Origin of the sequence: Streptomyces flavovariabilis (assembly GCF_000725785.1) — a bacterium.
Taxonomy (GTDB): Bacteria; Actinomycetota; Actinomycetes; order Streptomycetales; family Streptomycetaceae; genus Streptomyces; species Streptomyces hawaiiensis.
This window is the reverse complement of sequence record NZ_JNXD01000014.1, coordinates 54,429-77,182: the sequence shown is the minus strand read 5'-3', so window position 1 is coordinate 77,182 and position 22,754 is coordinate 54,429. Positions and strand designations below refer to the sequence as shown.

The 22,754-nt window shown below is 71.8% G+C and carries 22 protein-coding genes; 13 read left to right on the top strand and 9 right to left on the bottom strand.

Annotation, left to right across the window (positions count from 1 at the left end):
- The first annotated feature begins 31 nt into the window (after positions 1-31).
- The 4 genes from hisG to IO24_RS0124475 all read left to right on the top strand — a co-directional run bounded on the left by hisG (position 32) and on the right by IO24_RS0124475 (position 4,011).
- Positions 32-880, top strand: coding sequence for an ATP phosphoribosyltransferase (gene hisG / locus IO24_RS0124490; protein WP_031138882.1), 849 nt, complete (start codon positions 32-34; stop codon positions 878-880).
- Between the two features lie 13 nt (positions 881-893).
- Complete coding sequence (locus IO24_RS0124485; RefSeq protein ID WP_031138880.1) at positions 894-1,349, top strand: PH domain-containing protein; 456 nt, start codon at positions 894-896, stop codon at positions 1,347-1,349.
- 245 nt (positions 1,350-1,594) lie between these two features.
- Positions 1,595-2,929, top strand: coding sequence for a hemolysin family protein (locus IO24_RS0124480; protein ID WP_031138878.1), 1,335 nt, complete (start codon positions 1,595-1,597; stop codon positions 2,927-2,929).
- Positions 2,926-4,011, top strand: coding sequence for a hemolysin family protein (locus tag IO24_RS0124475; RefSeq protein WP_031138876.1), 1,086 nt, complete (start codon positions 2,926-2,928; stop codon positions 4,009-4,011). The genes IO24_RS0124480 and IO24_RS0124475 overlap by 4 nt, the downstream gene beginning before the upstream one ends.
- A 30-nt stretch (positions 4,012-4,041) precedes the next feature.
- Here IO24_RS0124475 and IO24_RS0124470 read toward each other — a convergent pair whose 3' ends face one another.
- Complete coding sequence (locus IO24_RS0124470) at positions 4,042-5,901, bottom strand: AAA family ATPase (protein WP_031138874.1); 1,860 nt, start codon at positions 5,899-5,901, stop codon at positions 4,042-4,044.
- Between the two features lie 432 nt (positions 5,902-6,333).
- Positions 6,334-6,990 carry a uridine kinase family protein gene (locus tag IO24_RS0124465; protein ID WP_031138872.1) on the bottom strand — a complete coding sequence of 219 codons (657 nt, stop codon included), beginning with the start codon at positions 6,988-6,990 and terminating at the stop codon, positions 6,334-6,336.
- 194 nt (positions 6,991-7,184) lie between these two features.
- On the opposite strand from IO24_RS0124465, the gene IO24_RS0124460 reads away from it, so the two are divergent.
- The 3 genes from IO24_RS0124460 (at position 7,185) to IO24_RS0124450 (ending at position 9,529) form a co-directional block, all read left to right on the top strand.
- A complete protein-coding gene (locus IO24_RS0124460) occupies positions 7,185-8,564 on the top strand; it encodes a peptidase C39 family protein (protein ID WP_031138871.1) in 1,380 nt (459 codons plus the stop codon).
- Positions 8,565-8,655: 91 nt separating this feature from the next.
- On the top strand, positions 8,656-8,796 hold the full coding sequence (locus tag IO24_RS44555; RefSeq protein WP_107063011.1) for an SCO1431 family membrane protein: 141 nt from the start codon (positions 8,656-8,658) through the stop codon (positions 8,794-8,796).
- Positions 8,797-8,872: 76 nt separating this feature from the next.
- Entirely contained in the window at positions 8,873-9,529 is a 657-nt protein-coding gene (locus IO24_RS0124450; protein ID WP_031138869.1) for a TetR/AcrR family transcriptional regulator, read from the top strand.
- A gap of 51 nt (positions 9,530-9,580) precedes the next feature.
- Here the strand turns inward: IO24_RS0124450 and IO24_RS0124445 are convergent, their stop codons facing one another.
- Positions 9,581-10,846: a glycoside hydrolase family 18 protein gene (locus tag IO24_RS0124445; RefSeq protein ID WP_031138867.1), complete on the bottom strand. Its 1,266-nt coding sequence runs from the start codon at positions 10,844-10,846 to the stop codon at positions 9,581-9,583.
- A 330-nt stretch (positions 10,847-11,176) separates the two neighbouring features.
- Here IO24_RS0124445 and IO24_RS0124440 point away from each other — a divergent pair, with 330 nt between their 5' ends.
- Complete coding sequence (locus tag IO24_RS0124440) at positions 11,177-12,349, top strand: acyl-CoA dehydrogenase family protein (protein WP_031138865.1); 1,173 nt, start codon at positions 11,177-11,179, stop codon at positions 12,347-12,349.
- Here the strand turns inward: IO24_RS0124440 and IO24_RS47670 are convergent.
- Both IO24_RS47670 and IO24_RS0124435 read right to left on the bottom strand, forming a co-directional pair.
- Positions 12,312-12,560 carry a hypothetical protein gene (locus IO24_RS47670; protein ID WP_078899372.1) on the bottom strand — a complete coding sequence of 83 codons (249 nt, stop codon included), beginning with the start codon at positions 12,558-12,560 and terminating at the stop codon, positions 12,312-12,314. The two genes, IO24_RS0124440 and IO24_RS47670, sit on opposite strands and share 38 nt — an antisense overlap.
- Positions 12,561-12,725: 165 nt before the next feature.
- A complete protein-coding gene (locus IO24_RS0124435; protein ID WP_031138863.1) occupies positions 12,726-13,160 on the bottom strand; it encodes a hypothetical protein in 435 nt (144 codons plus the stop codon).
- Positions 13,161-13,430: 270 nt separating this feature from the next.
- On the opposite strand from IO24_RS0124435, the gene IO24_RS0124430 reads away from it, so the two are divergent.
- The 4 genes from IO24_RS0124430 to fxsA all read left to right on the top strand — a co-directional run bounded on the left by IO24_RS0124430 (position 13,431) and on the right by fxsA (position 17,534).
- Positions 13,431-13,871, top strand: a complete 441-nt coding sequence (locus tag IO24_RS0124430) for an Lrp/AsnC family transcriptional regulator (RefSeq protein WP_016434164.1) — start codon at positions 13,431-13,433, stop codon at positions 13,869-13,871.
- A gap of 59 nt (positions 13,872-13,930) precedes the next feature.
- On the top strand, positions 13,931-15,532 hold the full coding sequence (locus tag IO24_RS0124425; protein WP_031138859.1) for an amidohydrolase: 1,602 nt from the start codon (positions 13,931-13,933) through the stop codon (positions 15,530-15,532).
- 534 nt (positions 15,533-16,066) lie between these two features.
- Positions 16,067-16,870, top strand: coding sequence for a polyprenol monophosphomannose synthase (locus tag IO24_RS0124420; protein ID WP_031138857.1), 804 nt, complete (start codon positions 16,067-16,069; stop codon positions 16,868-16,870).
- An 88-nt stretch (positions 16,871-16,958) separates the two neighbouring features.
- Entirely contained in the window at positions 16,959-17,534 is a 576-nt protein-coding gene (gene fxsA, locus IO24_RS0124415; protein ID WP_031138855.1) for an FxsA family membrane protein, read from the top strand.
- Positions 17,535-17,652: 118 nt separating this feature from the next.
- Here fxsA and IO24_RS0124410 read toward each other — a convergent pair whose 3' ends face one another.
- From IO24_RS0124410 to yczE, 4 genes are all read right to left on the bottom strand, one after another.
- On the bottom strand, positions 17,653-18,027 hold the full coding sequence (locus IO24_RS0124410; RefSeq protein ID WP_030247095.1) for an RNA polymerase-binding protein RbpA: 375 nt from the start codon (positions 18,025-18,027) through the stop codon (positions 17,653-17,655).
- Positions 18,028-18,293: 266 nt separating this feature from the next.
- Positions 18,294-19,640: an MFS transporter gene (locus IO24_RS0124405; RefSeq protein ID WP_031138851.1), complete on the bottom strand. Its 1,347-nt coding sequence runs from the start codon at positions 19,638-19,640 to the stop codon at positions 18,294-18,296.
- 48 nt (positions 19,641-19,688) lie between these two features.
- The gene (locus tag IO24_RS0124400; protein WP_031138849.1) at positions 19,689-20,456 is read right to left on the bottom strand and encodes a glycerophosphodiester phosphodiesterase family protein; all 768 of its coding nucleotides are present in this window, start codon (positions 20,454-20,456) and stop codon (positions 19,689-19,691) included.
- The gene (gene yczE / locus IO24_RS0124395) at positions 20,453-21,106 is read right to left on the bottom strand and encodes a membrane protein YczE (protein WP_031138847.1); all 654 of its coding nucleotides are present in this window, start codon (positions 21,104-21,106) and stop codon (positions 20,453-20,455) included. Before yczE ends, IO24_RS0124400 begins: the two co-directional genes overlap by 4 nt.
- A 98-nt stretch (positions 21,107-21,204) precedes the next feature.
- On the opposite strand from yczE, the gene IO24_RS0124390 reads away from it, so the two are divergent.
- Complete coding sequence (locus tag IO24_RS0124390) at positions 21,205-22,704, top strand: SCO1417 family PLP biosynthesis transcription factor (protein ID WP_031138845.1); 1,500 nt, start codon at positions 21,205-21,207, stop codon at positions 22,702-22,704.
- Positions 22,705-22,754: the final 50 nt, after the last annotated feature.

Here is a 22,754-nt window from a genome sequence, read left to right as displayed (position 1 = left end):
CCACAGACTCCACGCGAAGGAAGCCGACCTCATGCTGCGCATCGCCGTCCCCAACAAGGGTTCCCTGTCCGGCCCTGCGGCGGAGATGCTGCATGAGGCCGGCTACCAGCAGCGCCGGGAGTCCAAGGAGCTGCGGATCGTCGACCCGGTGAACGAGGTCGAGTTCTTCTACCTCCGCCCCCGCGACATCGCGATCTACGTCGCCTCCGGCCAGCTGGACATCGGCCTCACGGGCCGGGACCTGCTCATCGACTCCGGCGCCGAAGCCGAGGAGATCCTCGCCCTCGGCTTCGCCCGCTCCACCTTCCGCTACGCCACCAAGCCCGGCACCGTCAGCGGTCTGGCGGACCTGGCGGGCAAGACGATCGCCACCTCCTACGAGGGCATCGTCGCGGCGCACCTCGCCGAGCACGGCATCGACGCCTCCGTCGTCCACCTCGACGGTGCCGTCGAGACCGCCATCCAGCTGGGCGTCGCCCAGGTCATCGCCGACGTCGTCGAAACCGGCACCTCGCTGCGCAACGCGGGTCTGGAGGTCGCCGGCGAGCCGATCATGCAGTCCGAGGCGGTGGTGATCCGCCGCACCGGCGCGGACGCCGACGACCTCAAGGTGCAGCAGTTCCTGCGCCGCCTCCAGGGCGTCCTGGTCGCCCGGACGTACGTGATGATGGACTACGACTGCCGCGTCGAGCAGCTGGAGAAGGCCGTCGCCCTCACGCCGGGCCTGGAGTCCCCGACCGTGTCCCCGCTGCACAACGAGGGCTGGGTCGCCGTCCGCGCGATGGTCCCGGCCAAGGAAGCCCAGCGGATCATGGACGACCTGTACGACATCGGCGCCCGGGCCATCCTGACCACGGCCATTCACGCCTGCCGTCTCTGAGAGGCGCGGTCCGATGTCCGAGCTGCCCACCCTGCCCGTCACGTTCCGGCCGAGCAGCACGCGCGTGGTGCTGCTCACCGCGGCCGTCGCCATCTTCGTGGTGATCACGGCGGTCGCGATGCTGCTGAAGCAGCTCAGTCCCGGCGAGCGCGTCAGCTTCGTCTTCACGGCGCTCCTTCTGGACGCCGTGCTGCTCCTGCTGGCGCGTCCCAAGGTCGTCGTCGACGAGGACGGCGTCACTGTCGTCAATCTCACGAACAAGCGCCGGCTGGAGTGGGCCGAGATCCTCCAGGTGACCCTCCGGGCCGGCGACCCGTGGGTGTTCCTCAACCTCAGCGACGGCACCAGCCTGCCTGCTCTGGGCATCCAGCCGGGCCTGGCCAGGCAGCGTGCGATCGCCGATGCCCGGGCGCTGCGGGCGCTCGTCGAGGCCCGTTCCGCAGCGGGCCCCGAACGGCGTCAGGACTGACTCGGACGATCCCCCGGGCGGCCGCCACTGCCGCACCGGGCCGTGTCTTGATTAATCTGTTGGCGGAGGCGCGATCGATGCGCCTCCGCCTCTGCTGCCCCGACCGGTGCGCAGAGGCTCCTGCTAACCGAGGAGTGACCCTCTCCGGCGATGGACGGATCGTCCTGCAGTACCTGCGCCGCCCCCTGCCGACATAGCGCGGACCCCGTTTTCGAGGTCCGCGACCGTGCGGAGGCGGCGGCATCATGAGCACCCCCCTGCTGCTTCTGGCAGCCGCGTTCCTGCTGATTCTCGCCAACGGATTCTTCGTGGCGGCCGAGTTCGGACTCGTGACGGTCGAGCGGGCCGAGGCCGAGAAGGCCGCCGCCGAAGGCGACCGGCGCGCCCACCGGGTCGTCGAATCACTCAAGGAACTGTCCTTCCAGCTCTCCGGCACCCAGCTCGGCATCACCATCACCTCGCTCGTCGTCGGCATGCTCGCCGAACCGGCGCTCGCCGAGCTGCTGCACGGCCCGTTCACCTCCATCGGCATCCCCCGGGGAGCCGTCTCCGGTGTGACGGTCGTGGTCGGCATGCTGCTGGCCTCAGCCGTGCAGATGGTGATCGGCGAGCTGCTGCCCAAGAACTGGGCGGTGTCCCGGCCGCTGCAGGTCGCGCGCTTCGTCGCGGGCCCGCAGCATGTCTTCGCCCGGCTGTTCCGTCCGGTCATCGCCGGCCTCAACGCCGTCGCGAACCGGCTCGTGCGCGCCCTGGGCATCGAACCCACCGCGGAGCTGGCCTCCGCCCGCACCCCCGGCGAACTCGTCTCGCTGGCCCGTCACTCGGCCCTGGCCGGCGCCCTGGAGCAGGACACCGCCGACCTGTTCGTCCGGACCCTGTCACTGGGCGAGCTGACCGCGCAGCACGTGATGACGCCGCGCGTGAAGGTCAGTGCCCTCCAGTCCTCGGCCACCGCCGAGGACGTCGTCAACCTGACCCGCGCCACCGGCCTGTCCCGCTTTCCGGTCTACCGGGAGAAGATCGACGAGGTCGTCGGCATGGCTCACCTCAAGGACGCCCTGGCCGTGCCCGTCCAGGACCGGCTGCGCACCCCCGTCGGCCACATCGCCCGCCCGGCGCTGCTCGTCCCCGAGACGCTGCCCGTACGGCCGCTCCTCACCCGCCTGCGCAGCGAGCAGCCCATCGCGGTCGTCGTCGACGAGTACGGCGGCACCGCCGGTGTCGTCACGCTGGAGGACATCGTCGAGGAGCTCGTCGGCGAGGTCCGCGACGAGCACGACGGACACGACCTGCCCGAGCTGGCCGCCGCGCCGCCGGAGGACGGCAGGCCCGCCTGGGACGTCGACGGCAGCTGCCGGGTCGACATCCTGCAGCGCATAGGCTTCGACGTGCCCGAGGGGCCGTACGAGACGGTCGCGGGCCTGATCGCCGACCGGCTGGGCCGTATCCCTGCCGTCGGCGACAGAGCCCAGCTGCCCGGCTGGCGGCTCTCGGTGCGCCAGGTCGGCCACTACCGCGCGGAACGGGTCCGGCTGGTACGGACCGCCCCGGTGGTCTCCATGGCGGAGGCCGTCCGATGAGCGTGCTCCAGCTTCTCTTCGCCGCGCTGCTCGTGCTCGCCAACGGCTTCTTCGTCGGCGCCGAGTTCGCGCTGGTCTCGGTACGCCGCAGCCAGATCGAACCGCTCGGCACCGCCCGCTCCCGGCAGGTCCTCTACGGGCTGGAGCGGCTGCCGCAGATGATGGCGGCGGCCCAGTTCGGCATCACGATCTGCTCGCTGACCCTCGGCGCGGTCGCCGAACCGACGGTCGCGCATCTGCTGGAGCCGGTCTTCGAGCGGATCCGGCTGCCCGAGGGCATGATCCATCCGCTGACCTACGTCATTGCTCTCGCCGCCGTGGTCTTCTTCCACCTCGTCATCGGCGAGATGCTCCCGAAGAACCTCGCGATGGCCGCGCCGGAGAAGGCCGCGCTGTGGCTCAGCCCCGGCCTGGTCTGGTTCGCGCGCTTCTGCAAGCCCATCACCGCCGCCCTCGGCGCCTGCTCCCAGGGCATCCTGCGGCTCTTCCACGTCGAGCCGAAGGACGAGGTCGAGGCCGTCTTCACCAGCGAGCAGCTCAACCGGCTGGTGGAGGACGCCGGCCAGGCGGGCCTGCTCGACCCCGAGGAGGCCGAACGCCTGGAGGACGCCCTGGAGCTGGGCTCCCGCCCGGTGACGGACGTCCTGCTGAAGCGGGAGTCCCTGGTGACGGTCAGCCCGTCGGTCACCCCCGGGCGCATCGTCGAGCTCACGGCCCGCACGGGATACTCCCGGTTCCCGGTCGCCGCGGACAACGGCGTGTTCATGGGCTACCTGCACGTCAAGGACGTCCTCGACCTGGAGGACTCGGACCGGGCCGTGCCGCAGCACCTGTGGCGCCCCATGACGACCCTGCGGTCGGAGCTGCCGCTCGACGACGCGCTGACGGTGATGCGGCGGGCGGCGACGCACCTGGCCCAGGTGGCCGACGGGTCCGGGAAGGTGCTCGGGCTGGCCGCACTGGAGGATGTGCTGGAGCTGCTGGTGGGCGAGGTGCGGGATCCCGCGCATCGTGAGGTGCGCGAGGTGCGGCTGACCGAGCCCAGGAGCAGCGGGGCGTCGGAGGAGGTGCTGGCCACCTAGAGGCGCGGCCCCTACCGCGGGGCCGGTTCCTCACAGTCCGGGCGGATTCTGCGGCCCCCGCCCGGACAGCACCTCCCCGTACGCCTGCATCAGATCCGGCAGCCGCAGCGTCGCCAGATCCTCCCTGCCCAGCACCCCGGGATACACGGACAACCGCAGATCCCGGTACGCGCAGCTCTTCTCGTACAGCGTCCGCAGGAACCGCCCGTTGCCCAGCTCGTCGATCCACCCCTGGTCCACCACGTGTCCCGCGATGGACCGCAGCTCGTCGAGGGCCTCCTCGTCCCACAGGTCGCCGTTCTCCGCCGCGAGCACCTTGCCGATCTCGGTGAGTTCGAGGGGCCGGTACGAGGGGAAGTCGACGCGGGTGGTGAAGCGTGACGACAGGCCGGGGTTCGCGCCGAGCAGGCGGTCCATGCCCTCCGGGTAGCCGGCCAGGATCACCACGAGGTGGTCGCGGTTGTCCTCCGCGCGCTTCAGCAGCACCTGCAAAGCCTCGTCGCCGTACGCGTCCCCCTTGCCGTAGCCCGAGTTGGACAGCGCGTAGGCCTCGTCGACGAAGAGGACTCCACCGAGGGCCGAGTCGATCAGTTCGTTCGCCTTCACGGCCGTCTGCCCGAGGTACTCGCCGACCAGATCGGCCCGCTGCGCCTCCACGAGGTGGTCGCCGCCGAGCAGCCCGAGGGCGTAGAAGACGCGGCCGAGGATGCGGGCGACGGTGGTCTTGCCGGTGCCGGAGGGGCCGGAGAAGACGAAGTGGCGTTTCGGCGGCTGGACCGGAAGACCCTGCCCGGCTCGCAGCCGGGCCATGTTCAGCTGCGCCGACAGCGCCTTGACCTGGCGCTTCACCGGCTCCAGACCGACCATGCGCTCCAGCTCGGCGAGTGCCTCCTCCAGTAACGCGGGGTCGGTGGGCCCGGCGGGCAGGGAGGGAGCGGGGCCCGTCCTCTCACGGACCGGCGGGCCGGTCACCGGCGGCAGGGGAGCGAGCGGCGGCTCGGGATCGGGCAGCCTCAGATCGCGCCCCTCGAGGCCGAAGAGCGGATCGAACCCGTCCGGCCCGTCCACGGCGTCCTGGCCCGCGCCGGTGAGCGTGATCGCCGCGAGGTCCGCCGCGTCGTCGTATCCGTCGCCCTCGGCGATGGCGGCGAGCCGGGCGGAGGTGTCCATGAAGGCCGGGTCGACGCGGTGCACGGCCCGGTACAGGGGGAGGGCGGCGGCGCTGCGGCCGGTGCCCTCGTGGGCCCGGGCCAGCCAGTAGCGCAGCTCCTTGCGCTGGGGCTGCTCGCTGCGGCAGCGCATCAGCGCGGCGGACAGCAGGGGTTCGGCCTGGCCGTACATCTCCAGGCGCACCCGGGCCATGCCGCCGAACAGGCCCGCCTCGATGCCGAGCATCGGATCGTCGAGCAGCGGGTCGGTGTGGCGGACCAGCTGCTCCCAGTCCTTGACCAGGTAGGCGCGGCAGGAGTGCAGGAAGCGGACCTGGTGGTCAGTGTCCACGGGCGGCAGCCCGGCCAGCGCCCGGTCCAGCTCGGGGACGTGGCGGCCGTCCAGCCAGTGGGAGGCGTGCGCGAGCAGCAGGTCGCGGGGGCTCTCCAGCACGGGCTGCACCCACCAGCCCAGCCAGTACCAGGAGTTGAGCGCGCGACGATAGCGGGAGCGCTGCTCCCCGAAGCGGTCCCGGTGCCGGAACATCCGCAGCAGTGCGGTCGTGGTGTCGACGCGCAGCGCGTGCAGCCCGAGCCAGCCGTCGGCCATCCCGGAGTCCATCCGCACGGCGGCGCGGAACTCCTCCTCCGCCTGCGGATACGCGCCCATCGTGTAGGCGTCCACGCCTCGCAGCCAGGCGAGGTCGGCGGGGGCCTGAGGGCCCTGCGTGCCGAAGTCCATCACGTCCCCCACAAACCGTGCCCCCGTCGGTATGCCAACGAGCCGTCCCCCAGCCGGCTGCCCTGCTCGAACCGCTGTGCCACGGACCGGAGTTGCACCGTGCGCGAAGCAACCGTCCGTAGGTCGCGACGAGGGCATCGTACCTGCGGGCGCGGCGCCCCCGTAGGGTGCCGCACGGGCCGTTCGGCGAGGTGGGAACGGATGCGGCGGACGCGCGCGCGGTGACCCAGGGTGAGCGCTCGGCGCCCCGCGGCGGCCGGAAAACCGGAAGAAGACAGAACGAAGCCCCCGATCACGGGGGAACAACCGGGGGCTTCGCGTCTGTGGGCGGCTCCGAAAGGCCGCACATTGAGAACGTAAGACCTGTACGGCCCAGCGGTCAAGCCGAGTTGAAGCACTCCGGCGACTTGTCCCGCAAGGCCCTTCACAAGTTCAGCACACTGCGGGCGGTCCGTCACCGTGCGTGAGGGACTGGTCCGGTCCAACGATCTCAGCGGGCCCCGCGAGCACCTCATATCCCTGATCTCGCTGCCGTACCAGAAGATCGGCGAACGGCCGCGAGGGATCGTCGGCGAAGTGCCGGCGCTCCGCCGGAACCCATCCGTTCCAGAACTCCCGCTGCTCCTCCCCGTCCCGCGACCGCCCCCGCGCCCAGGCCTCCTCGCGCGGCACCTCCATCCACAGCAGCAGAGCCAGGTGGGAGCGCAGCGCCCGGCGCCCCGCACCGACGCCCTCCACGAGGAGCACCGGTGCGGGCGGCAGCGGACGCGGCGGGCCGAAGCGGCGGTCCCGCCAGTCGTAGGGGGCGTAGTGCGCGGTCCGGGCGTGCGAGAGCGGCTCGATCACCTGGCTCAGCAGCCGCCCGGTCCAGTCGAACAGCGCGTCATGGCTGGCGATGTCGTCGAGGCGCAGCACCGGTGCACCGTCCAGGGCCGCGGCCAGCTGCCCGGCGAACGTGCTTTTTCCGGACCCGGCGTGCCCGTCGACAGCGACGAGCCGGACCGGGCCGCAGGAGGGGGCCAGGCGGCGGATCCGGGCGGCCAGGTCGCGGACGGCGGGGCCCGGTGCGGGGCGGAAGGGCGGATTCATCTCGCTCAGCACTCTAACGACGGGGCCCGCCGCGGATGCCACTGGTCGACGCCAATATTGATGGGCGCGGCGCGCGTCGAAGTGCTGGCAGGACACGGCGGGCTGTGCTCATATGTGGCGCACGCACGGATGCGACCGACCGTGCACGGACCCGCCCCGCCCCTGCCCGACTCCGACATCCGGGGGTCCCCGCCATGCGCAGAGCCGAACAGCCGTCCCGCAGAACCGTCCTGGCCGCCGCGGTCGCCGCCGCCGTCACCGCGGGCGCGGCTCCGGCGGCCGCCGACCCCGAGGCCCCCGTGACGACCGACACCGCCGACCCCGCCCGGGCTCTCCCGGCCCGTACCGTCGACAACCGGGCCTGGGTCTCGTACGGCGACTGGCGCGGGGGCACGGCCAAGGGCACCCGGCCTGTCGCGGGCGCCCGCCCGGGCCTGGTGATCGCGAAGCCCGCCGGAACCGCCGACTACAAGGATCCGCACACCGGCACCACCGCCGCGTGGGAGTACGGCACCTGGACCTCCCCCGTCCACCGGCTCGCCGTCCCCGCGACCGAGGCCATCGTCTCCTGGAACGCCCACACCCCGGCCGGCACCTGGATCCAGGCCGAGGTCAAAGGCACCTACACCGACGGCACCAGCACCCCCTGGTACGTGATGGCACGCTGGGCGGCCGGCGACCAGGACATCCGGCGCACCTCGGTCGACGACCAGAGCGACGGCAGGAGCACCGTCTGGACCGACACCCTGGCGGTCGACGACCCGTCGACCGGTCTGCGCCTGACGTCGTACCGGCTGCGCCTGACCCTGTACCGCAAGCCCGGCACCCGGGCCACCCCCACCGTGTGGCGGCTCGGCGCGATGGGCTCCGACGTGCCCGACCGGTTCACCGTCCCGGCGTCCGCTCCCGGCCTCGCGAAGGAACTGCGCGTCCCGCGCTACTCGCAGGAGATCCACAAGGGCCAGTACCCCGAGTACGACAACGGCGGCGAGGCCTGGTGCAGCCCGACGTCCTCCCAGATGGTCATCGAGTACTGGGGCGGCCGGCTCACCGGCGGGCAGCTGGCCTGGGTCGATCGCTCGTACGCCGATCCGCAGGTGTGCCACGCGGCCAGGTTCACGTACGACTACCAGTACGCGGGCTGCGGCAACTGGCCGTTCAACGCCGCCTACGCGGCCACGTTCAAGGACCTCCAGGGCGTGGTCACCCGGCTCGGCTCGCTCACCGAACTGCAGACGCTGATCGCCGCGGGCATCCCGGCCATAACCTCCCAGTCCTTCCTGAAGGAGGAGCTGACCGGCGCCGGGTACGGCACCGCCGGGCACCTGATGACCGTCATCGGTTTCACCTCGGACGGCGACGTGATCGCCAACGATCCCTACTCGGCGAGCAACGAGGCCGTACGCCGCGTCTACCGACGCCGCGAGTTCGAGAACATCTGGTTGCGGACCAAGCGGTACAACGCCTCCGGCAAGGTCGTCTCGGGCACCGGCGGCGTCTGCTACCTGTACTTCCCGGCCCGCCCGAGCGCGGCCCAGCGCAAGGCACTGGCGGCCGTGGGCGTCCGCGTGTGACCAAGCTCTCGGCCGCAAAAGCCACTCCCGGTGGCAAGGTGGACAGAGCTCCGGGGGGAGTCCGTCCGCACCACCGACCCTGCGAGAAGCCATGACCGCGCACTCAGCCACCGCCGCCCGCGTCCGCACCGGGGGCCCTCAGGAAGACGGCCCGAAGATCGTCGAGCACGCCATGGGCTGGGCCCTCGTCGTGGTCGTCGCGATGCTCGTGACCCAGCTCGGGCTGCTGTGACCTGACCCGAGACCCGGCAGTGGGGCCTGCCATACTGCGGAGGTCCCGCCCCCGCCCGTTGAGACCAGGGTCGAAATTGAGTATCAGCCCCCAGCCTGCCGCGCGTCCCAGGGCCCGCGGCACCGAGCGCTCGATGGCGCGCCGTGCCGAACTTATCGCCATCGGCCGGAGGTTGTTCGCCGACACGTCCTACGACGCCCTGTCGATGGACGACATCGCCCGGCAGGCGCACGTCGCCAAGGGGCTGATCTACTACTACTTCCAGTCCAAGCGCGGATACTACCTGGCCATCATCCAGGACTCGGTCACCGAGCTGGTCACTCTGGCCGCGAGCGGTCTCGAACTGCCCCCGGTCGACCGGGTCCAGCGCACCATCGAGAGCTATCTGCGTTACGCCGAGCACAACCAGGCCGCGTACCGCACGATCGTGAGCGGCGGAGTCGGCTTCGACACCGAGGTGCACGCCATCCGTGACGGAGTGCGCGAGGCCGTCGTGACCACCATCGCCGAGGGCGCGTACGGCCGTGTCGACATCACCGCGCTGGCGCGGATGGGCCTGCTGGCCTGGGTGTGCAGCGTCGAGGGCGCCACGCTCGAATGGATCGACCGCCCCGAACTGCCCCGCGACACGATGTGCGAGCTGCTGGTGAAGACCCTCGGTGGCGCCCTGCGCGCGATCGAGGAACTCGACCCCGCCCACCCGGCCCCGCAGTCCGCCCGCCGGGGCGCGTGAACAAGGGGCGGAGGCCCGTCGCCGGACCGCCGCCCCGCCCGGCCCTCCGCCCTACCTGATCGCCTTGATCAGCTCACCGTTCGCGGTGTCGCCGCTCAGCTCCCAGAAGAACGTGCCGCCCAGGCCCTGCTGGTTCTTGTAGTTCGACTTGGTCGCGATGGTCGCCGGGGTGTCGTAACTCCACCAGTCGCTCCCGCACTTGGCGTACGCCGTGCCGGCCACGGTCCCCGTCGCCGGGCACTTGGCCTTGAGCACCTTGTAGTCCTCGATGCCCTGCTCGTACGTGCCCGTCGCCGGGCCGGTCGCGGTGCCGCCCGGGGCGGACTGCGTGACGCCGGTCCAGCCGCGGCCGTAGAAGCCGATGCCGAGCAGCAGCTTCGAGGCGGGGATGCCGAGGCCCTTGAGCTTCGCGATGGTCGCCGAGCTGTGGTTGTCCGCCTTCGGGATGCCGGCGTACGAGGTCAGCGGCGAGTGGGGGGCCGTGGGGCCGGCGGCGTCCCAGGCGCCGAAGAAGTCGTACGTCATCGGGTTGTACCAGTCGACGTACGGTGCGGCGCCCGCGTAGTCCGCCGCGTCGATCTTGCCGCCCGGGGTGGCGTCGGCGGTGATCGCCGCGGTGACGAGGTTCCTCGAGCCGAACTCGGCGCGCAGCGCCTGCATCAGGTTCGTGAAGGCCGCCTTGCCGCTGGTGTCGCAGGTGGCGCCGCAGGCGTTCGGGTACTCCCAGTCGATGTCGATGCCGTCGAAGACGTCGGCCCACTTGGAGTTCTCGACCAGGTCGTAGCAGGACTGGGCGAAGGCGGCGGGGTTCTTCGCGGCCTCGCCGAAGCCGCCCGACCAGGTCCAGCCGCCGAAGGACCACAGGACCTTGAGGTTCGGGTGCTTCTGCTTCAGCTTGCGCAGCTGGTTGAAGTTTCCGCGCAGCGGCTGGTCCCAGGTGTCGGCCTTGCCGTCGACGGATTCGGCGGCGGTGTGGGCCCGGTCGGTGGCGGCGTAGCCGTCGCCCATGGCGCACTTGCCGCCGGTGACGTTGCCGAAGGCGTAGTTGATGTGGGTGAGCCTGGCGCCCGATCCGGATGTCTCGATGTTCTTGACGTAGTACTTGCGGTCGTAGGTGCCCCATTCGGTGAAGTACCCGATGACCTTGGATCCGGGGGCTTCGGCCCGGGGAACGGCCTTCGAACCGGCGGCGGCCTCCTGAGCCGAGGTCGCCGCGGTGGCGGAGGTGCCCGCGCCGGCCAGCAGACCGGCGCCGAGGACGGCGCAGCAGGCCGCGGACACGATGGCCCGGAAGCGGGAACGGTGGGGGGTGTGCATCCGGTGTCTCCTCGTGGGGAGGGGAGCGCGCGCTCATTGGCATGAACGCGGTGAATCGGTGGAGCGAAACAGTAGGAGGACTAGACCAGTTGGGTCAATGGTTCGGACCAATTTCGCCGCTCCGGCCACGCCCGGCCATTTCTTGAAGTAAGCGGTCGTTAACTGGTGACGGGATGCCTCCGATCGGGCATACTCACAGCGCACAGCCGCTGGTCAGCAGCTTCCGAGACCCGGGACTGCAAACATCGGCCAGGCACCAGAACGACCCGGCGGCGCCGCCCCCACCCATGGGCCCGCTCGCCAGTGCCCGACAGGGAGGAGAGCGTCGCCATGCCCGACCGCGCCCCGCAGCCGGTGGACCGACAACTGCCCACGGAGGAGGCCCGGGACCTGATCTCGCTCGTCCGCGACATCGCGGCGCAGGAGATCGTTCCGAACGCGGCCGAGGAGGAGGACGCCGGCCGCTTCCCGCGTGAGCTGTTCACCCTGCTCTCCCGCTCCGGCCTGCTCGGCCTGCCGTACGACTCCGAGTACGGTGGCGGCGACCAGCCCTACGAGGTGTACCTCCAGGTTCTGGAGGAGCTCGCCGCGGCCCGCCTCACCGTCGGTCTCGGCGTCAGCGTCCACTCCCTGGCCTCCTATGCGCTCGCCGCCTACGGCTCCAAGGAGCAGCAGGTCGAGCACCTGCCCGCGATGCTGGGCGGCGGCAAGCTCGGTGCCTACTGCCTCTCCGAGCCGCACTCCGGATCGGACGCGGCCGCCCTGCGTACCAAGGCCGTGCGGGACGGCGACGGCTGGGTGATCACCGGCACCAAGGCCTGGATCACCCACGGCGGGATCGCCGACTTCTACACGGTGATGGCACGCACCGGCGAGGAGGGCCCGCGCGGGATCAGCGCCTTTCTGGTGCCCGGCGACGCCGAGGGGCTGAGCGCCGCAGCGCCGGAGAAGAAGATGGGCATGAAGGGCTCGCCCACCGCTCAGGTCCACTTCGACGGCGTCCGCGTCCCGGACGACCGCCGCATCGGCGAGGAGGGGCAGGGCTTCGCGATCGCCCTGTCCTCGCTCGACTCCGGGCGGCTCGGCATCTCGGCGTGCGCCATCGGCGTGGCGCAGGCCGCGCTCGACGAGGCACTGGCCTATGCGGCCGAAAGGCGCCAGTTCGGCAAGCCGATCGCCGACTTCCAGGGGCTGCGGTTCATGCTCGCCGACATGGCGACGCAGATCGAGGCGGGCCGCGCGCTCTATCTCGCGGCGGCGCGGCTGAAGGACGCGGGCCGGCCGTTCGCGCGGCAGGCCGCCATGGCCAAGCTGCACTGCACCGACACGGCGATGCGGGTCACCACCGACGCCGTACAGATTCTCGGCGGCTACGGCTACACCGCCGACTTCCCGGCCGAGCGCTATATGCGCGAGGCCAAGGTGCTGCAGATCGTGGAGGGCACCAACCAGATCCAGCGGATGGTCATCGCCCGCCACCTCGTGGGTCCAGAGGGACGCTGAACTGATCGAGGCCCCGCCACGGGGCCGCGAGCCGCATCCACTCCGGGTCGTGCCGGCCCGGCAGGGTGCGGCCCCCTTCGGCCCATGTCCGCATCAGGTCGCGGTAGATCGGCGGGTCCTGATAGCGGGGCGGAGCGGGCCGAACCGATTCTGCGGGCGGCGGGACGTACAGGAGGCGCTGACGCCCGGTCGCTGAGGAGATGGGGGTCATACCAGGGCAACGCGGCGAAGCCCGGACAGGTCACCGGAAGGTGGAATCGGGCGTTCGTTCAGTGCCGTGCCCGCTCGGGGCACACTGAACCGCACCACGGCAGTCTGCGGGCCGTGGTGCGGGGCAGCTACGGGAGTGGAGCGAGCGGGCGAGGAGAGCCCGTGCTCAGGCCGCTTGGCGGCGCATGACCGGAACCCGGATGGGGCGCGAGCCCGGGCCGCCGACGTGCGAGAAGGGCTGCGTCCGCCAGTCGAGCCCCTGAGGGAGCGTCAACAACAGGGCGGTGTCCTGCTCCTGAGGTTCCACGGACTCGTCCGCGGGGCGGGCGTCCGTGGCCCTGCGGCCGGTTCCGGCGCAGACCGTGAGTCCGAAGGGGTTCCACGGCGAGGCGCACAGCGCGTGCTCCGGCAGAACCTCCTCGTCCGCCAGCAGGGCGATGGGCTGCGCGCAGTCCGGGCAGACGACCCGGAACATCTCGAACGTGTCGTAGGCGTCGAGTTCGTCGTCGTAGGCGTCGGGTTCGACGCCCTCCGGCTCGGGCTCGACGACGAGCTGCTGCCGCTTGGGTGCGGTGCGACCAGGGCGCTTAAGACTCTGCATTGGGTTCTCCCCCTAGGGCTGGGCCGTAATAGGCACTGCGGCCTCGACCACAGCAAGCACTTCCCGTCCCCCCTGGGCGGTAATCACGAGAACATCACGGAGACTGTTCGAGCCCTGTGGCGTTCGTCACATGCCCCGCGCAGGTGTCCGCTGCGGCGGGTTTGTCCCCCGGACGCCTGGACCGCCTGCTTCCGGCCACATCACGAACCGGGCATGACCTGGGCCGCTCAGGTATCCGAGGAGATCAACCGCACTGTAGGTTCTTGCGCCATGGAGGAGCTGGACCGACAGATCGTGCAGCTGCTCGTCAAGGACGGGCGGATGAGCTACACCGACCTGGGCAAGGCCACGGGGCTGTCCACGTCGGCCGTGCATCAGCGGGTGCGGCGGCTGGAGCAGCGGGGTGTCATCCGGGGCTACGCCGCTGTCGTCGACCCGGAGGCCGTGGGGCTGCCGATGACGGCGTTCATCTCGGTGAAACCGTTCGATCCGAGTGCGCCGGACGACATCGCGGACCGGCTGGCCGGCGTGCCCGAGATCGAGGCCTGCCACAGCGTCGCGGGGGACGAGAACTACATCCTCAAGGTGCGGGTCGCCACGCCGCACGAGCTGGAGGAGCTGCTGGCGCGGTTGCGGTCGCTGGCGGGGGTGTCCACGCGGACGACGGTGGTGTTGTCCACGCCGTACGAGGCACGGCCGCCGAGGGTCTGATCGCACGGCCCCGCGCCCCCTTTCCAGAGCGTGCGGCAAGGCCTGTGAGACTGTGCTCCATGAGTGAGTCCAGTGCGCCGCCGAAGACCGTTCTGCTTCGCCGTGGCGAGGTCCATAGCCCTGCCGATCCCTTCGCCACCGCGATGGTCGTGGAGCGGGGGCAGGTCGCCTGGGTCGGATCAGAGGGGGCCGCTGACGCCTTCGCGGACGGGGTCGACGAGGTCGTCGATCTCGATGGAGCGCTGGTCACTCCGGCGTTCACGGACGCGCACGTGCACACCACCGCCACCGGTCTCGCCCTGACCGGTCTCGACCTGTCGGGCGCCCCCTCCCTCGACGCCGCCCTCACTCTCGTACGGGACTTCGCCGCCGCCCGCCCCGCCGACCGCGTACTGCTCGGGCACGGGTGGGACGCCGCCCGCTGGCCCGGGGGCCGGCCTCCGGCGCGGGCCGAACTCGACGAGGCCACCGGCCACCGGCCCCTCTACCTCAGCCGGATCGACGTCCACTCCGCGGTCGTGAGCACCGCCCTGCTCGACCTGGTTCCCGATGTCACCCGTGAGGACGGTCCTCTCACCGCGGACGCCCACCACGCCGTGCGGGCCGCCGCGTTCGCCGCAGTGACGCCCCAGCAGCGCACCGAGGCGCAGCGCGCCGCCCTCGCGCACGCCGTCTCGCTCGGGATCGGGACGGTCCACGAGTGTGCCGGGCCGGAGATCTCCTCCGAGGACGACTTCACCGGACTGCTGCGCCTCGCGGGGGAGGAGCCCGGCCCGCGGGTCGTCGGCTACTGGGCCGAGCAGGACGTCACCAGGGCGCGGGAACTGGGCGCCGCCGGCGCCGCGGGGGACCTGTTCGTCGACGGCGCCCTCGGCTCGCACACGGCCTGCCTGCACCAGCCGTACGCCGACGCCGGGCACACCGGCATCGCCTACCTGGACGCCGCCGCGGTCGCGGCACACGTCGTGGCGTGCACGGAGGCGGGTCTGCAGGCCGGCTTCCACGCCATCGGTGACGCGGCCGTGGACGCAGTGGTGGAGGGCGTGCGCGCCGCCGCCGAGAAGCTCGGGCTCGGCCGGATCCGGTCCGCCCGGCACCGCGTCGAGCACGCCGAGATGCTCACCCCGGAGAGTGTCGCCGCCTTCGCCGAACTCGGCCTCACCGCTTCCGTGCAGCCCGCCTTCGACGCCCTGTGGGGCGGCGAGGAGGGCATGTACGCGCAGCGGCTCGGGCAGGAGCGGGCCCGTGCTCTGAACCCTTTCGCGGCTCTGCTGCGGGCGGGTGTCCCGCTCGCGTTCGGCTCCGACAGCCCGGTCACCCCGCTCGGCCCGTGGGGCACGGTCCGGGCCGCCGCATTCCACCGCACGCCGGAGCACCGGGTCTCCGTGCGCGCCGCGTTCACGGCGCACACGCGCGGCGGCTGGCGGGCCGTCGGACGGGACGACGCGGGCGTCCTGGTCCCGGGCGCCCCCGCCGACTACGCCGTGTGGCGTACCGGTGAACTCGTGGTCCAGGCCCCGGACGACCGCGTCGCGCGCTGGTCGACGGATCCCCGCTCCGGCACCCCGGGTCTGCCCGACCTGACCCCGGGCCACGACCTGCCCGTCTGTCTGCGCACCGTAGTGGGCGGACGCACGGTCTTCGTACGGCCGGGCGAGTGATCTACGGGGGTGGCGCGCCTGAAGTCGCGCGCCGCGCCCCTGGCGCGCGACCTGCGCATCCTCCGCCCTGACCAGGGCTTTGCCGGAAGATGCGCAGGTCGAACGGCTGTTGACAGGCGGCCGCAGGAGGCCGGTAGGTTCGGCCGAGTCCACCACCGGACGCCCGACTGGGGAACGTCCGAGCACTCGCCGCGGTGCCGCCGGGTCAGGGACGGTGTGCCGCACCGGGGCACCGCCACTGGGAGCCAGGCTCAGGCCGTCGCAGCGCCGAGGGAATGTTCTGGCCGGTCGGGGAGGTGTGACCCGGGTGGGGCCCGGGCGCTCAGTAGACAACGGCTTTCGGTCGATCCGCAGCCGGCGGATCCCAGGCCGGCCCGAAGGGCGCCGGGCCCCCATCCGCCGTACGCGCACAGCCGCAAGCGCGTTCTCACCCGCGTCCTGCGGATTCGACACCGCGATCCGAACGTCCTGTCACGTCATCGCAGGCCGGGCCCACTATGGTGGACCTCTGCGTATGAAGATGAAGGGGCAGCAGTGAACGACGGCGACGGAACCCTCGCGGCAGGAGCCCGGGTGAGGAAGTTCGGCCCGCTCGGCACGGCCTTGGTGATCATCCCGACCTACAACGAGGCGGAGAACATCAAGAGCATCGTCGGCCGGGTACGCAAGGCCGTCCCCGAGGCGCACGTGCTCGTGGCCGACGACAACAGCCCGGACGGCACGGGCAAGCTGGCCGACGAGCTGGCCGTCGAGGACGACCACGTCCACGTGCTGCACCGCAAGGGCAAGGAGGGCCTCGGCGCCGCCTACCTCGCGGGCTTCCACTGGGGCATGGAGCACGACTACGGCGTGCTGATCGAGATGGACGCCGACGGTTCCCACCAGCCCGAGGAACTGCCCCGTCTGCTCACCGCCCTCAAGAGCGCCGACCTGGTGCTGGGCTCGCGCTGGGTGCCGGGTGGCCGGGTGGTGAACTGGCCGAAGTCCCGCGAGGTGATCTCCCGCGGCGGCAGCCTCTACTCCCGGCTGGCGCTCGACCTGCCGCTGCGCGACATCACCGGCGGCTACCGCGCCTTCCGCCGCGAGACCCTGGAGGGCCTCGGCCTCGACGAGGTCGCCTCCCAGGGGTACTGCTTCCAGGTCGATCTCGCCCGCCGCGCGGTCAAGGCCGGCTATCACGTGGTCGAGGTGCCCATCACCTTCGTCGAGCGCGAACTCGGCGATTCCAAGATGAGCCGCGACATCCTCGTCGAGGCGCTGTGGCGCGTCACGGCGTGGGGCGTGGGGGAGCGTGTCGGCAAGGTCACGGGGCGCGGCGGCAAACCCTCGAAGCCGTAGCCGCACGCCGCTTCCTCGCCGGCCGCTCACAGAAAGAGCTGATGGCGGCCTTATCCCCTGCTGAGCCGGGGCCAGGCACACTGGAGGCATGACGACAGGCGCTCAGACCCCGCTGTCCCCTGCCCGGCCCCGGCGCTCCCGGCTGCGTACGTTCCTGCCGCTGGGCGTCGCCGCCTGGCTCGTGCTGGAGATCTGGCTGCTCACCCTGGTCGCGGGGGCCACCAGCGGGCTGGTGGTCTTCCTCGTCCTGCTGGCGGGTCTCGTCCTCGGCTCGGTCGTCATCAAGCGGGCCGGCCGGCGGGCCTTCCGCAAGCTGTCCGAGGCGCTGCAACAGCAGCAGAGCGGTGTGATGCCCGACGCGGCCCGGCCGGGCAGCGAGGGCAACGGCCTGATGATGCTGGGCGGCCTGCTCCTGATGATCCCCGGCCTGGTGTCGGACGCGGTGGGCCTGCTCCTGCTGCTGCCGCCGGTCCAGAAGGCCGTGAGCCGCTCGGCGGAGCGCACTTTCGAGCGCAAGCTCCGGGAAGCCCGCCCGGGCACCTTGGGCGGTGCCTTCCAGCAGGCCAGGATGCGCCAGCCCGACGGCAAGGTGGTCCAGGGCGAGGTCATCAGGGACGAGCCCGGGGACGCCCCGCAGCCGCCGCGTCCGCCGCTGACCCACTGAGCCGTCCCGGGGCCGGGCACCTGGGCACCGGACACGCGGAAGACCGCGGGCGCCGTACATCTCGTACGGCGCCCGCGGTCTTCTGATGCGCTGTTACTTCGGCCAGACCCTGGAGGGGCTATGCCGACTTGCGGCTGTCGCGGGGATGAACAGCGATGTTCATCGCACCGGAGCGCAGAACCGCCAGGCGCTCCTCGAGGACCTCTTCGAGTTCCTCACGGGTGCGCCGCTCCATCAGCATGTCCCAATGTGTACGCGCGGGCTTGCCCTTCTTCTCTTCAGGGACATCGCCGTCCACGAGGAGTGCCTGGGCCCCACAGACCTTGCACTCCCACTCCGGCGGGATCTCCGCCTCGACCGAGAAGGGCATCTCGAAGCGGTGCCCCTTCTCGCATGCGTACTCCACGGCCTGGCGCGGGGCCAGGTCGATGCCGCGGTCCGTCTCGTAGCTGGTCACCACGAGGCGCGTGCCGCGAAGAGCTCGCTCACTCATGAATCGTGCCTCCCGGGCTTGTCGCCCACAGGACAGGTGTCGCTGTCGTCGTCATCCGGTCAACGTCCGGTCGGCGGTAAAGATTCCCGTTCCGAGTCCCGTTCCGGGTCGTGCGTCGCCGTCGTAGCCGCCCTTGTTGTACCCACCAGCGCCCGGTTTGTCACATCTGATAGCAGATATAACCCAGCGTTTCAGCATCTTTGACGCGCAGTAACGGTACGCCTGGCAGGCCAAACGCGTACACTACAGCCCTTTCGCTCTGAGTGCTAAATCCTGTCAGGAACCGGATTCCCCGCTTCGCCGATCGCACGCCGCACCGGAACCCGCGCGAGCAGGACGAACCCGAGCACGAAGAAGACCACCAGCGAGATGATCGCGTCCCGGTAGCTCCCGGTCAGCTGGTAAGTGAGCCCGAACAGCAGCGGCCCGAGCCAGCTCATGCCACGGTCGCTCATCTCGTACGCCGAGAAGTATTCGGCCTCCTTGCCCGGCGGGATCAGATGGGAGAACAGGGACCGGGACAGCGCCTGGCTGCCGCCGAGGACCAGGCCGATCCCGGCGGCCAGGACGAAGAACCACACCGGCGCACCGGCCGGCAGGAAGTATCCGGCCGCCAGTGTCACCGTCCACGCGACCAGCGAGCCGAGGATCGTGCGCTTGGCCCCGTACACCCGGGCCAGCCGGCCCATGGTCAGCGCGCCCGCCACCGCCAGCACCTGCACCAGCAGCACGGCGCCGATGAGAGTGGACTGCCCGAGGCCGAGTTCCTCGGAGCCGTAGACCGAGGCCTGGGAGATCACCGTCTGGATGCCGTCGTTGTAGACGAGGTACGCGAGCAGGAAGGCCAGCGTCAGCGGGCGGCGGCGCATGTCGCGCACGGTCGCCGCGAGCTGCCGGAAGCCCGGGAGGGCCGCCTCGCGTCCGGCGGTCCTGCGATCGCGCAGCCGCCGCAGGGGGATGAGGGCGAACGCACCCCACCACAGGCCCGCCGAGGCCAGGCAGATGCGGACCGCCGCGCTCTCGGACAGACCGAAGCTGTCGTGCCCGGTGTACAGGACGAGGTTCGCGACGAGGACCAGTGAACCCGCCGCGTAACCGAAGGCCCAGCCGCGGGAGGAGACCGCGTCCCGCTGCTCGGGCGGTGCGATCTGCGGCAGGTAGGAGTTGTAGAGCATCATCGCCACGGACTGCGCGGCGTTCGCGACCACCAGGAGGAACCCGCCCAGCAGGTAACGGTCGCCGTCGAGGAAGAACATGGCCGCCGTGGCCGTGGCACCGGTGTAGGCGGCGGCGGCGAGGAGGGGCTTCTTGCGGCCGGTGCGGTCGGCGGCGGCGCCCACCAGGGGCATCACCAGCACGGCCGCGATCACCGACAGGGACACGGAGTACGCGAAGAAGGAGCCGGCCCGCACCGGGATGCCGAGGGGGTGGACGTACCCGTCGGCGTCGGCCGCCGCCTTGGCGACCGAGGTCAGGTAAGGGCCCAGGAACACGGTGAGCACGCTCGTCGAATAGACGGAGCACGCCCAGTCGTAGAAGTACCAGCCGCGCTGCTCGCGCCTCAGCTCCGCGGCCCCGTCGGCCGGCGGTGTGCGCACGGTGCCGTTGCCCACCCGTGCCCTCGCTTCCCCGTGAACGCGCAGAGGGACGGGTGCGGGGCCTCAGACCCAGACGCCGCGGTCCTCCATGACCTTGCGCAACGTGTCGATGTGATCGGTCATGATGCCATCCACGCCCAGGCCGAGAAGCCGGTGCATGCTCTCCGCGTCGTTGACGGTCCACACGTGCACCTGGAGCCCGCGCGCGTGGGCGGCGTGCAGGAAGCGGCGGTCCACGACCCGGACGCCGCAGTGGATCTCGGGGACCTGCGCGGCCACCGCCGAGCGGCGCACCGCCGCCGGCAGCCCCCAGGAGCGCAGCCGCAGGCCGAACACGCCCCGTGTGCCGTACGACGTGGCCAGGCGGGGGCCGGCCAGCCGCCGGGCGCGCACCACACGCGCCTCGGAGAACGAGCCGAGGCAGATCCGGTCCCAGGAGTCCGTCCACCCGGCCAGGTCGAGGAAGGGCAGCAGAGCGGCCTCCGCCTTGACGTCCACGTTCCAGCGCACGTCGGGGAAGGTCTCCAGGAGTTCCTCGAAGAGGGGCAGCGGTTCCTCGCCCGCCACCCGCGCCTGCCGTACCTCCCGCCAGGGCAGGTCGGCGATCCGGCCCGCGCCGTCCGTCACCCGGTCCAGGGTCGCGTCGTGGAAGGCGACGAGTTTCCCGTCCCGGGTGGTGTGGACGTCGGTCTCGATGTACCGGTAGCCGGCCTCCACGGCACACCGGAACTGCCGCACGGTGTTCTCCAGGCCGTCCGCGGCCCCACCCCGGTGGGCGAAGGCGATCGGGCCGGGGTGGTCGAGGTAGGGATGGCGTATCCGCGGGGTCACGGACGCAGTATCGCCCCTCGGGGCCGACCGGCGGCAACGGCCGTGCTGACGCCGGCTGCCGGGGGGACGGCGAACACGCGCAGGAACGCCTGGGCGAGGGGGCCGATCGCCAGGGCGTACAGGAGGGTGCCGATCCCGACGGTGCCACCGAGGGCGAAGCCGGTCGCCACCACCGTGAGCTCGATGCCCGTACGGACCAGGCGGATCGAGACGCCCGTGAGCTGGTGGAGGCCGGTCATGAGGCCGTCCCGGGGGCCCGGGCCGAAGCGTGCCGCGATGTACAGGCCGGTCGCCGCGCCGTTCAGGACGATGCCCGCCGCCATCAGCGTCACGCGCGTCGCCCAGCCGTGAGCGGCGGGCATCAGGGCCAGCGTCGCGTCCATGGCCATGCCGATGACCAGCACGTTGGAGATCGTGCCCAGGCCCGGCCGCTGGCGCAGCGGGATCCACGCGAGGAGTACGGCGGCGCCCAAGAGGGTCAGCACGACGCCGATGGACAGCCCGGTCCGCTCGGACAGACCCTGGTGCAGCACGTTCCACGGCTCCAGTCCGAGCCCCGACCGGACGAGCAGCGCCGAACTCGCGCCGTACAGCGCGAGTCCGCCGTAGAGCTGGATGAGCCGTCGGGTGAGATGCCCCCGCGTGGACATGATGTGCCCCCCTGGTGGTAGTGGACTGCTGCATGACACCCTGTGGCTTGGATGGAGAGGCCATCCATGGCCAATCCGGGGAAGGTGGACTGATTTCGATGGCGGAATGGACCTCGGCTGTGGGAGCGGCGCAACTCGCCCGGCTCCTCAGCTCCCAGCAGGACCGCCCGGCGGGGGCCGGCACGCGCCGGCCGCCGGCCTACCGCGCGCTCGCCGACGGCATCCGTCTGCTGGTGCTCGAAGGACGGGTCCCGGTGGCCGCCCGGCTGCCCGCCGAGCGCGAACTCGCCCTCTCCCTGTCCGTCAGCCGCACGACGGTCGCCGCCGCGTACGAGGCACTGCGCGGCGAGGGCTTCCTGGAGTCCCGGCGCGGTGCGGGCAGCTGGACCGCCGTCCCGGCCGGGAACCCGCTGCCCGCGCGCGGGCTGGAGCCCCTTCCGCCGGAGGCCCTCGGCTCGGTGATCGACCTCGGCTGCGCCGCGCTGCCCGCCCCCGAGCCCTGGCTCACCCGGGCCGTCCAGGGAGCCCTGGAGGAACTGCCGCCGTATGCGCACACGCACGGTGACTACCCCGCCGGGCTGCCCGCGCTGCGGGCGATGATCGCCGAGCGGTACACCGCGCGCGGGATCCCGACCATGCCCGAGCAGATCATGGTGACGACCGGGGCGATGGGCGCGATCGACGCCATCTGTCATCTGTTCGCCGGGCGGGGCGAGCGCATCGCCGTCGAGTCCCCCTCGTACGCCAACATCCTTCAGCTGATGCGGGAGGCCGGGGCCCGGCTGGTGCCCGTCGCCATGGCCGAGGGGCTCACCGGGTGGGACATGGACCGCTGGCGGCAGGTCCTGCGGGACGCCGCGCCCCGCATCGCGTACGTCGTCGCCGACTTCCACAACCCGACCGGGGCGCTCGCCGACGAGGACCAGCGGCGGCGCCTGGTGGACGCGGCGCGGTCCGCGGGGACGGTGCTGATCGCCGACGAGACGATGAGCGAGCTGTGGCTCGATCCGGAGGTGCGCATGCCGCGGCCGGTGTGCGCGTTCGACCCGGCCGGGTCCACGGTGATCACGGTGGGGTCGGCGAGCAAGGCGTTCTGGGCCGGGATGCGCATCGGATGGGTGCGGGCCGCGCCGGACGTGATCCGCAGTCTGGTCGCCGCCCGGGCCTACGCCGATCTCGGTACGCCGGTGCTGGAGCAGCTGGCGGTGAACTGGCTGTTCGGGACCGGGGGCTGGGAGCAGGCCGTGGAGGTGCGGCGGGAGCAGGCGCGGGCGAACCGGGACGACCTGGTGGCCGCGGTGCGGCGGGAGCTGCCCGGCTGGGAGTTCGAGGTGCCCCGGGGTGGTCTGACGCTGTGGGTGCGCACGGGCGGTCTGTCCGGGTCGCGGCTGGCCGAGGCGGGGGAGCGCGTGGGAGTGCGGGTGCCGTCCGGGCCGCGGTTCGGGGTGGACGGGGCGTTCGAGGGGTACGTGCGCTTGCCGTTCACCGTGGGCGGGCCGGTGGCCGAGGAGGCGGCGACGCGGTTGGCCGCGGCGGCGAGGCTGGTGGAGAGCGGCGCGGTGGGAGGTGCGGAGGCGCCGCGCACGTTCGTGGCGTGAGGACCGGGCGTGGTCGCCGGGGGCTGCGCGCCCCCGGCGACCACGCACCT

What these genes read in the sequence shown, in the direction of transcription:
- hisG (WP_031138882.1), top strand. Translation starts at nt 32, where the DNA reads ATGCTGCGCATCGCCGTCCCCAACAAGGGTTCCCTGTCCGGCCCTGCG.
- IO24_RS0124485 (WP_031138880.1), top strand. Translation starts at nt 894, where the DNA reads ATGTCCGAGCTGCCCACCCTGCCCGTCACGTTCCGGCCGAGCAGCACG.
- IO24_RS0124480 (WP_031138878.1), top strand. Translation starts at nt 1,595, where the DNA reads ATGAGCACCCCCCTGCTGCTTCTGGCAGCCGCGTTCCTGCTGATTCTC.
- IO24_RS0124475 (WP_031138876.1), top strand. Translation starts at nt 2,926, where the DNA reads ATGAGCGTGCTCCAGCTTCTCTTCGCCGCGCTGCTCGTGCTCGCCAAC.
- IO24_RS0124470 (WP_031138874.1), bottom strand. Translation starts at nt 5,901, where the DNA reads ATGGACTTCGGCACGCAGGGCCCTCAGGCCCCCGCCGACCTCGCCTGG.
- IO24_RS0124465 (WP_031138872.1), bottom strand. Translation starts at nt 6,990, where the DNA reads ATGAATCCGCCCTTCCGCCCCGCACCGGGCCCCGCCGTCCGCGACCTG.
- IO24_RS0124460 (WP_031138871.1), top strand. Translation starts at nt 7,185, where the DNA reads ATGCGCAGAGCCGAACAGCCGTCCCGCAGAACCGTCCTGGCCGCCGCG.
- IO24_RS44555 (WP_107063011.1), top strand. Translation starts at nt 8,656, where the DNA reads ATGACCGCGCACTCAGCCACCGCCGCCCGCGTCCGCACCGGGGGCCCT.
- IO24_RS0124445 (WP_031138867.1), bottom strand. Translation starts at nt 10,846, where the DNA reads ATGCACACCCCCCACCGTTCCCGCTTCCGGGCCATCGTGTCCGCGGCC.
- IO24_RS0124440 (WP_031138865.1), top strand. Translation starts at nt 11,177, where the DNA reads ATGCCCGACCGCGCCCCGCAGCCGGTGGACCGACAACTGCCCACGGAG.
- IO24_RS47670 (WP_078899372.1), bottom strand. Translation starts at nt 12,560, where the DNA reads ATGACCCCCATCTCCTCAGCGACCGGGCGTCAGCGCCTCCTGTACGTC.
- IO24_RS0124435 (WP_031138863.1), bottom strand. Translation starts at nt 13,160, where the DNA reads ATGCAGAGTCTTAAGCGCCCTGGTCGCACCGCACCCAAGCGGCAGCAG.
- IO24_RS0124430 (WP_016434164.1), top strand. Translation starts at nt 13,431, where the DNA reads ATGGAGGAGCTGGACCGACAGATCGTGCAGCTGCTCGTCAAGGACGGG.
- IO24_RS0124425 (WP_031138859.1), top strand. Translation starts at nt 13,931, where the DNA reads ATGAGTGAGTCCAGTGCGCCGCCGAAGACCGTTCTGCTTCGCCGTGGC.
- fxsA (WP_031138855.1), top strand. Translation starts at nt 16,959, where the DNA reads ATGACGACAGGCGCTCAGACCCCGCTGTCCCCTGCCCGGCCCCGGCGC.
- IO24_RS0124410 (WP_030247095.1), bottom strand. Translation starts at nt 18,027, where the DNA reads ATGAGTGAGCGAGCTCTTCGCGGCACGCGCCTCGTGGTGACCAGCTAC.
- yczE (WP_031138847.1), bottom strand. Translation starts at nt 21,106, where the DNA reads ATGTCCACGCGGGGGCATCTCACCCGACGGCTCATCCAGCTCTACGGC.
- IO24_RS0124390 (WP_031138845.1), top strand. Translation starts at nt 21,205, where the DNA reads ATGGCGGAATGGACCTCGGCTGTGGGAGCGGCGCAACTCGCCCGGCTC.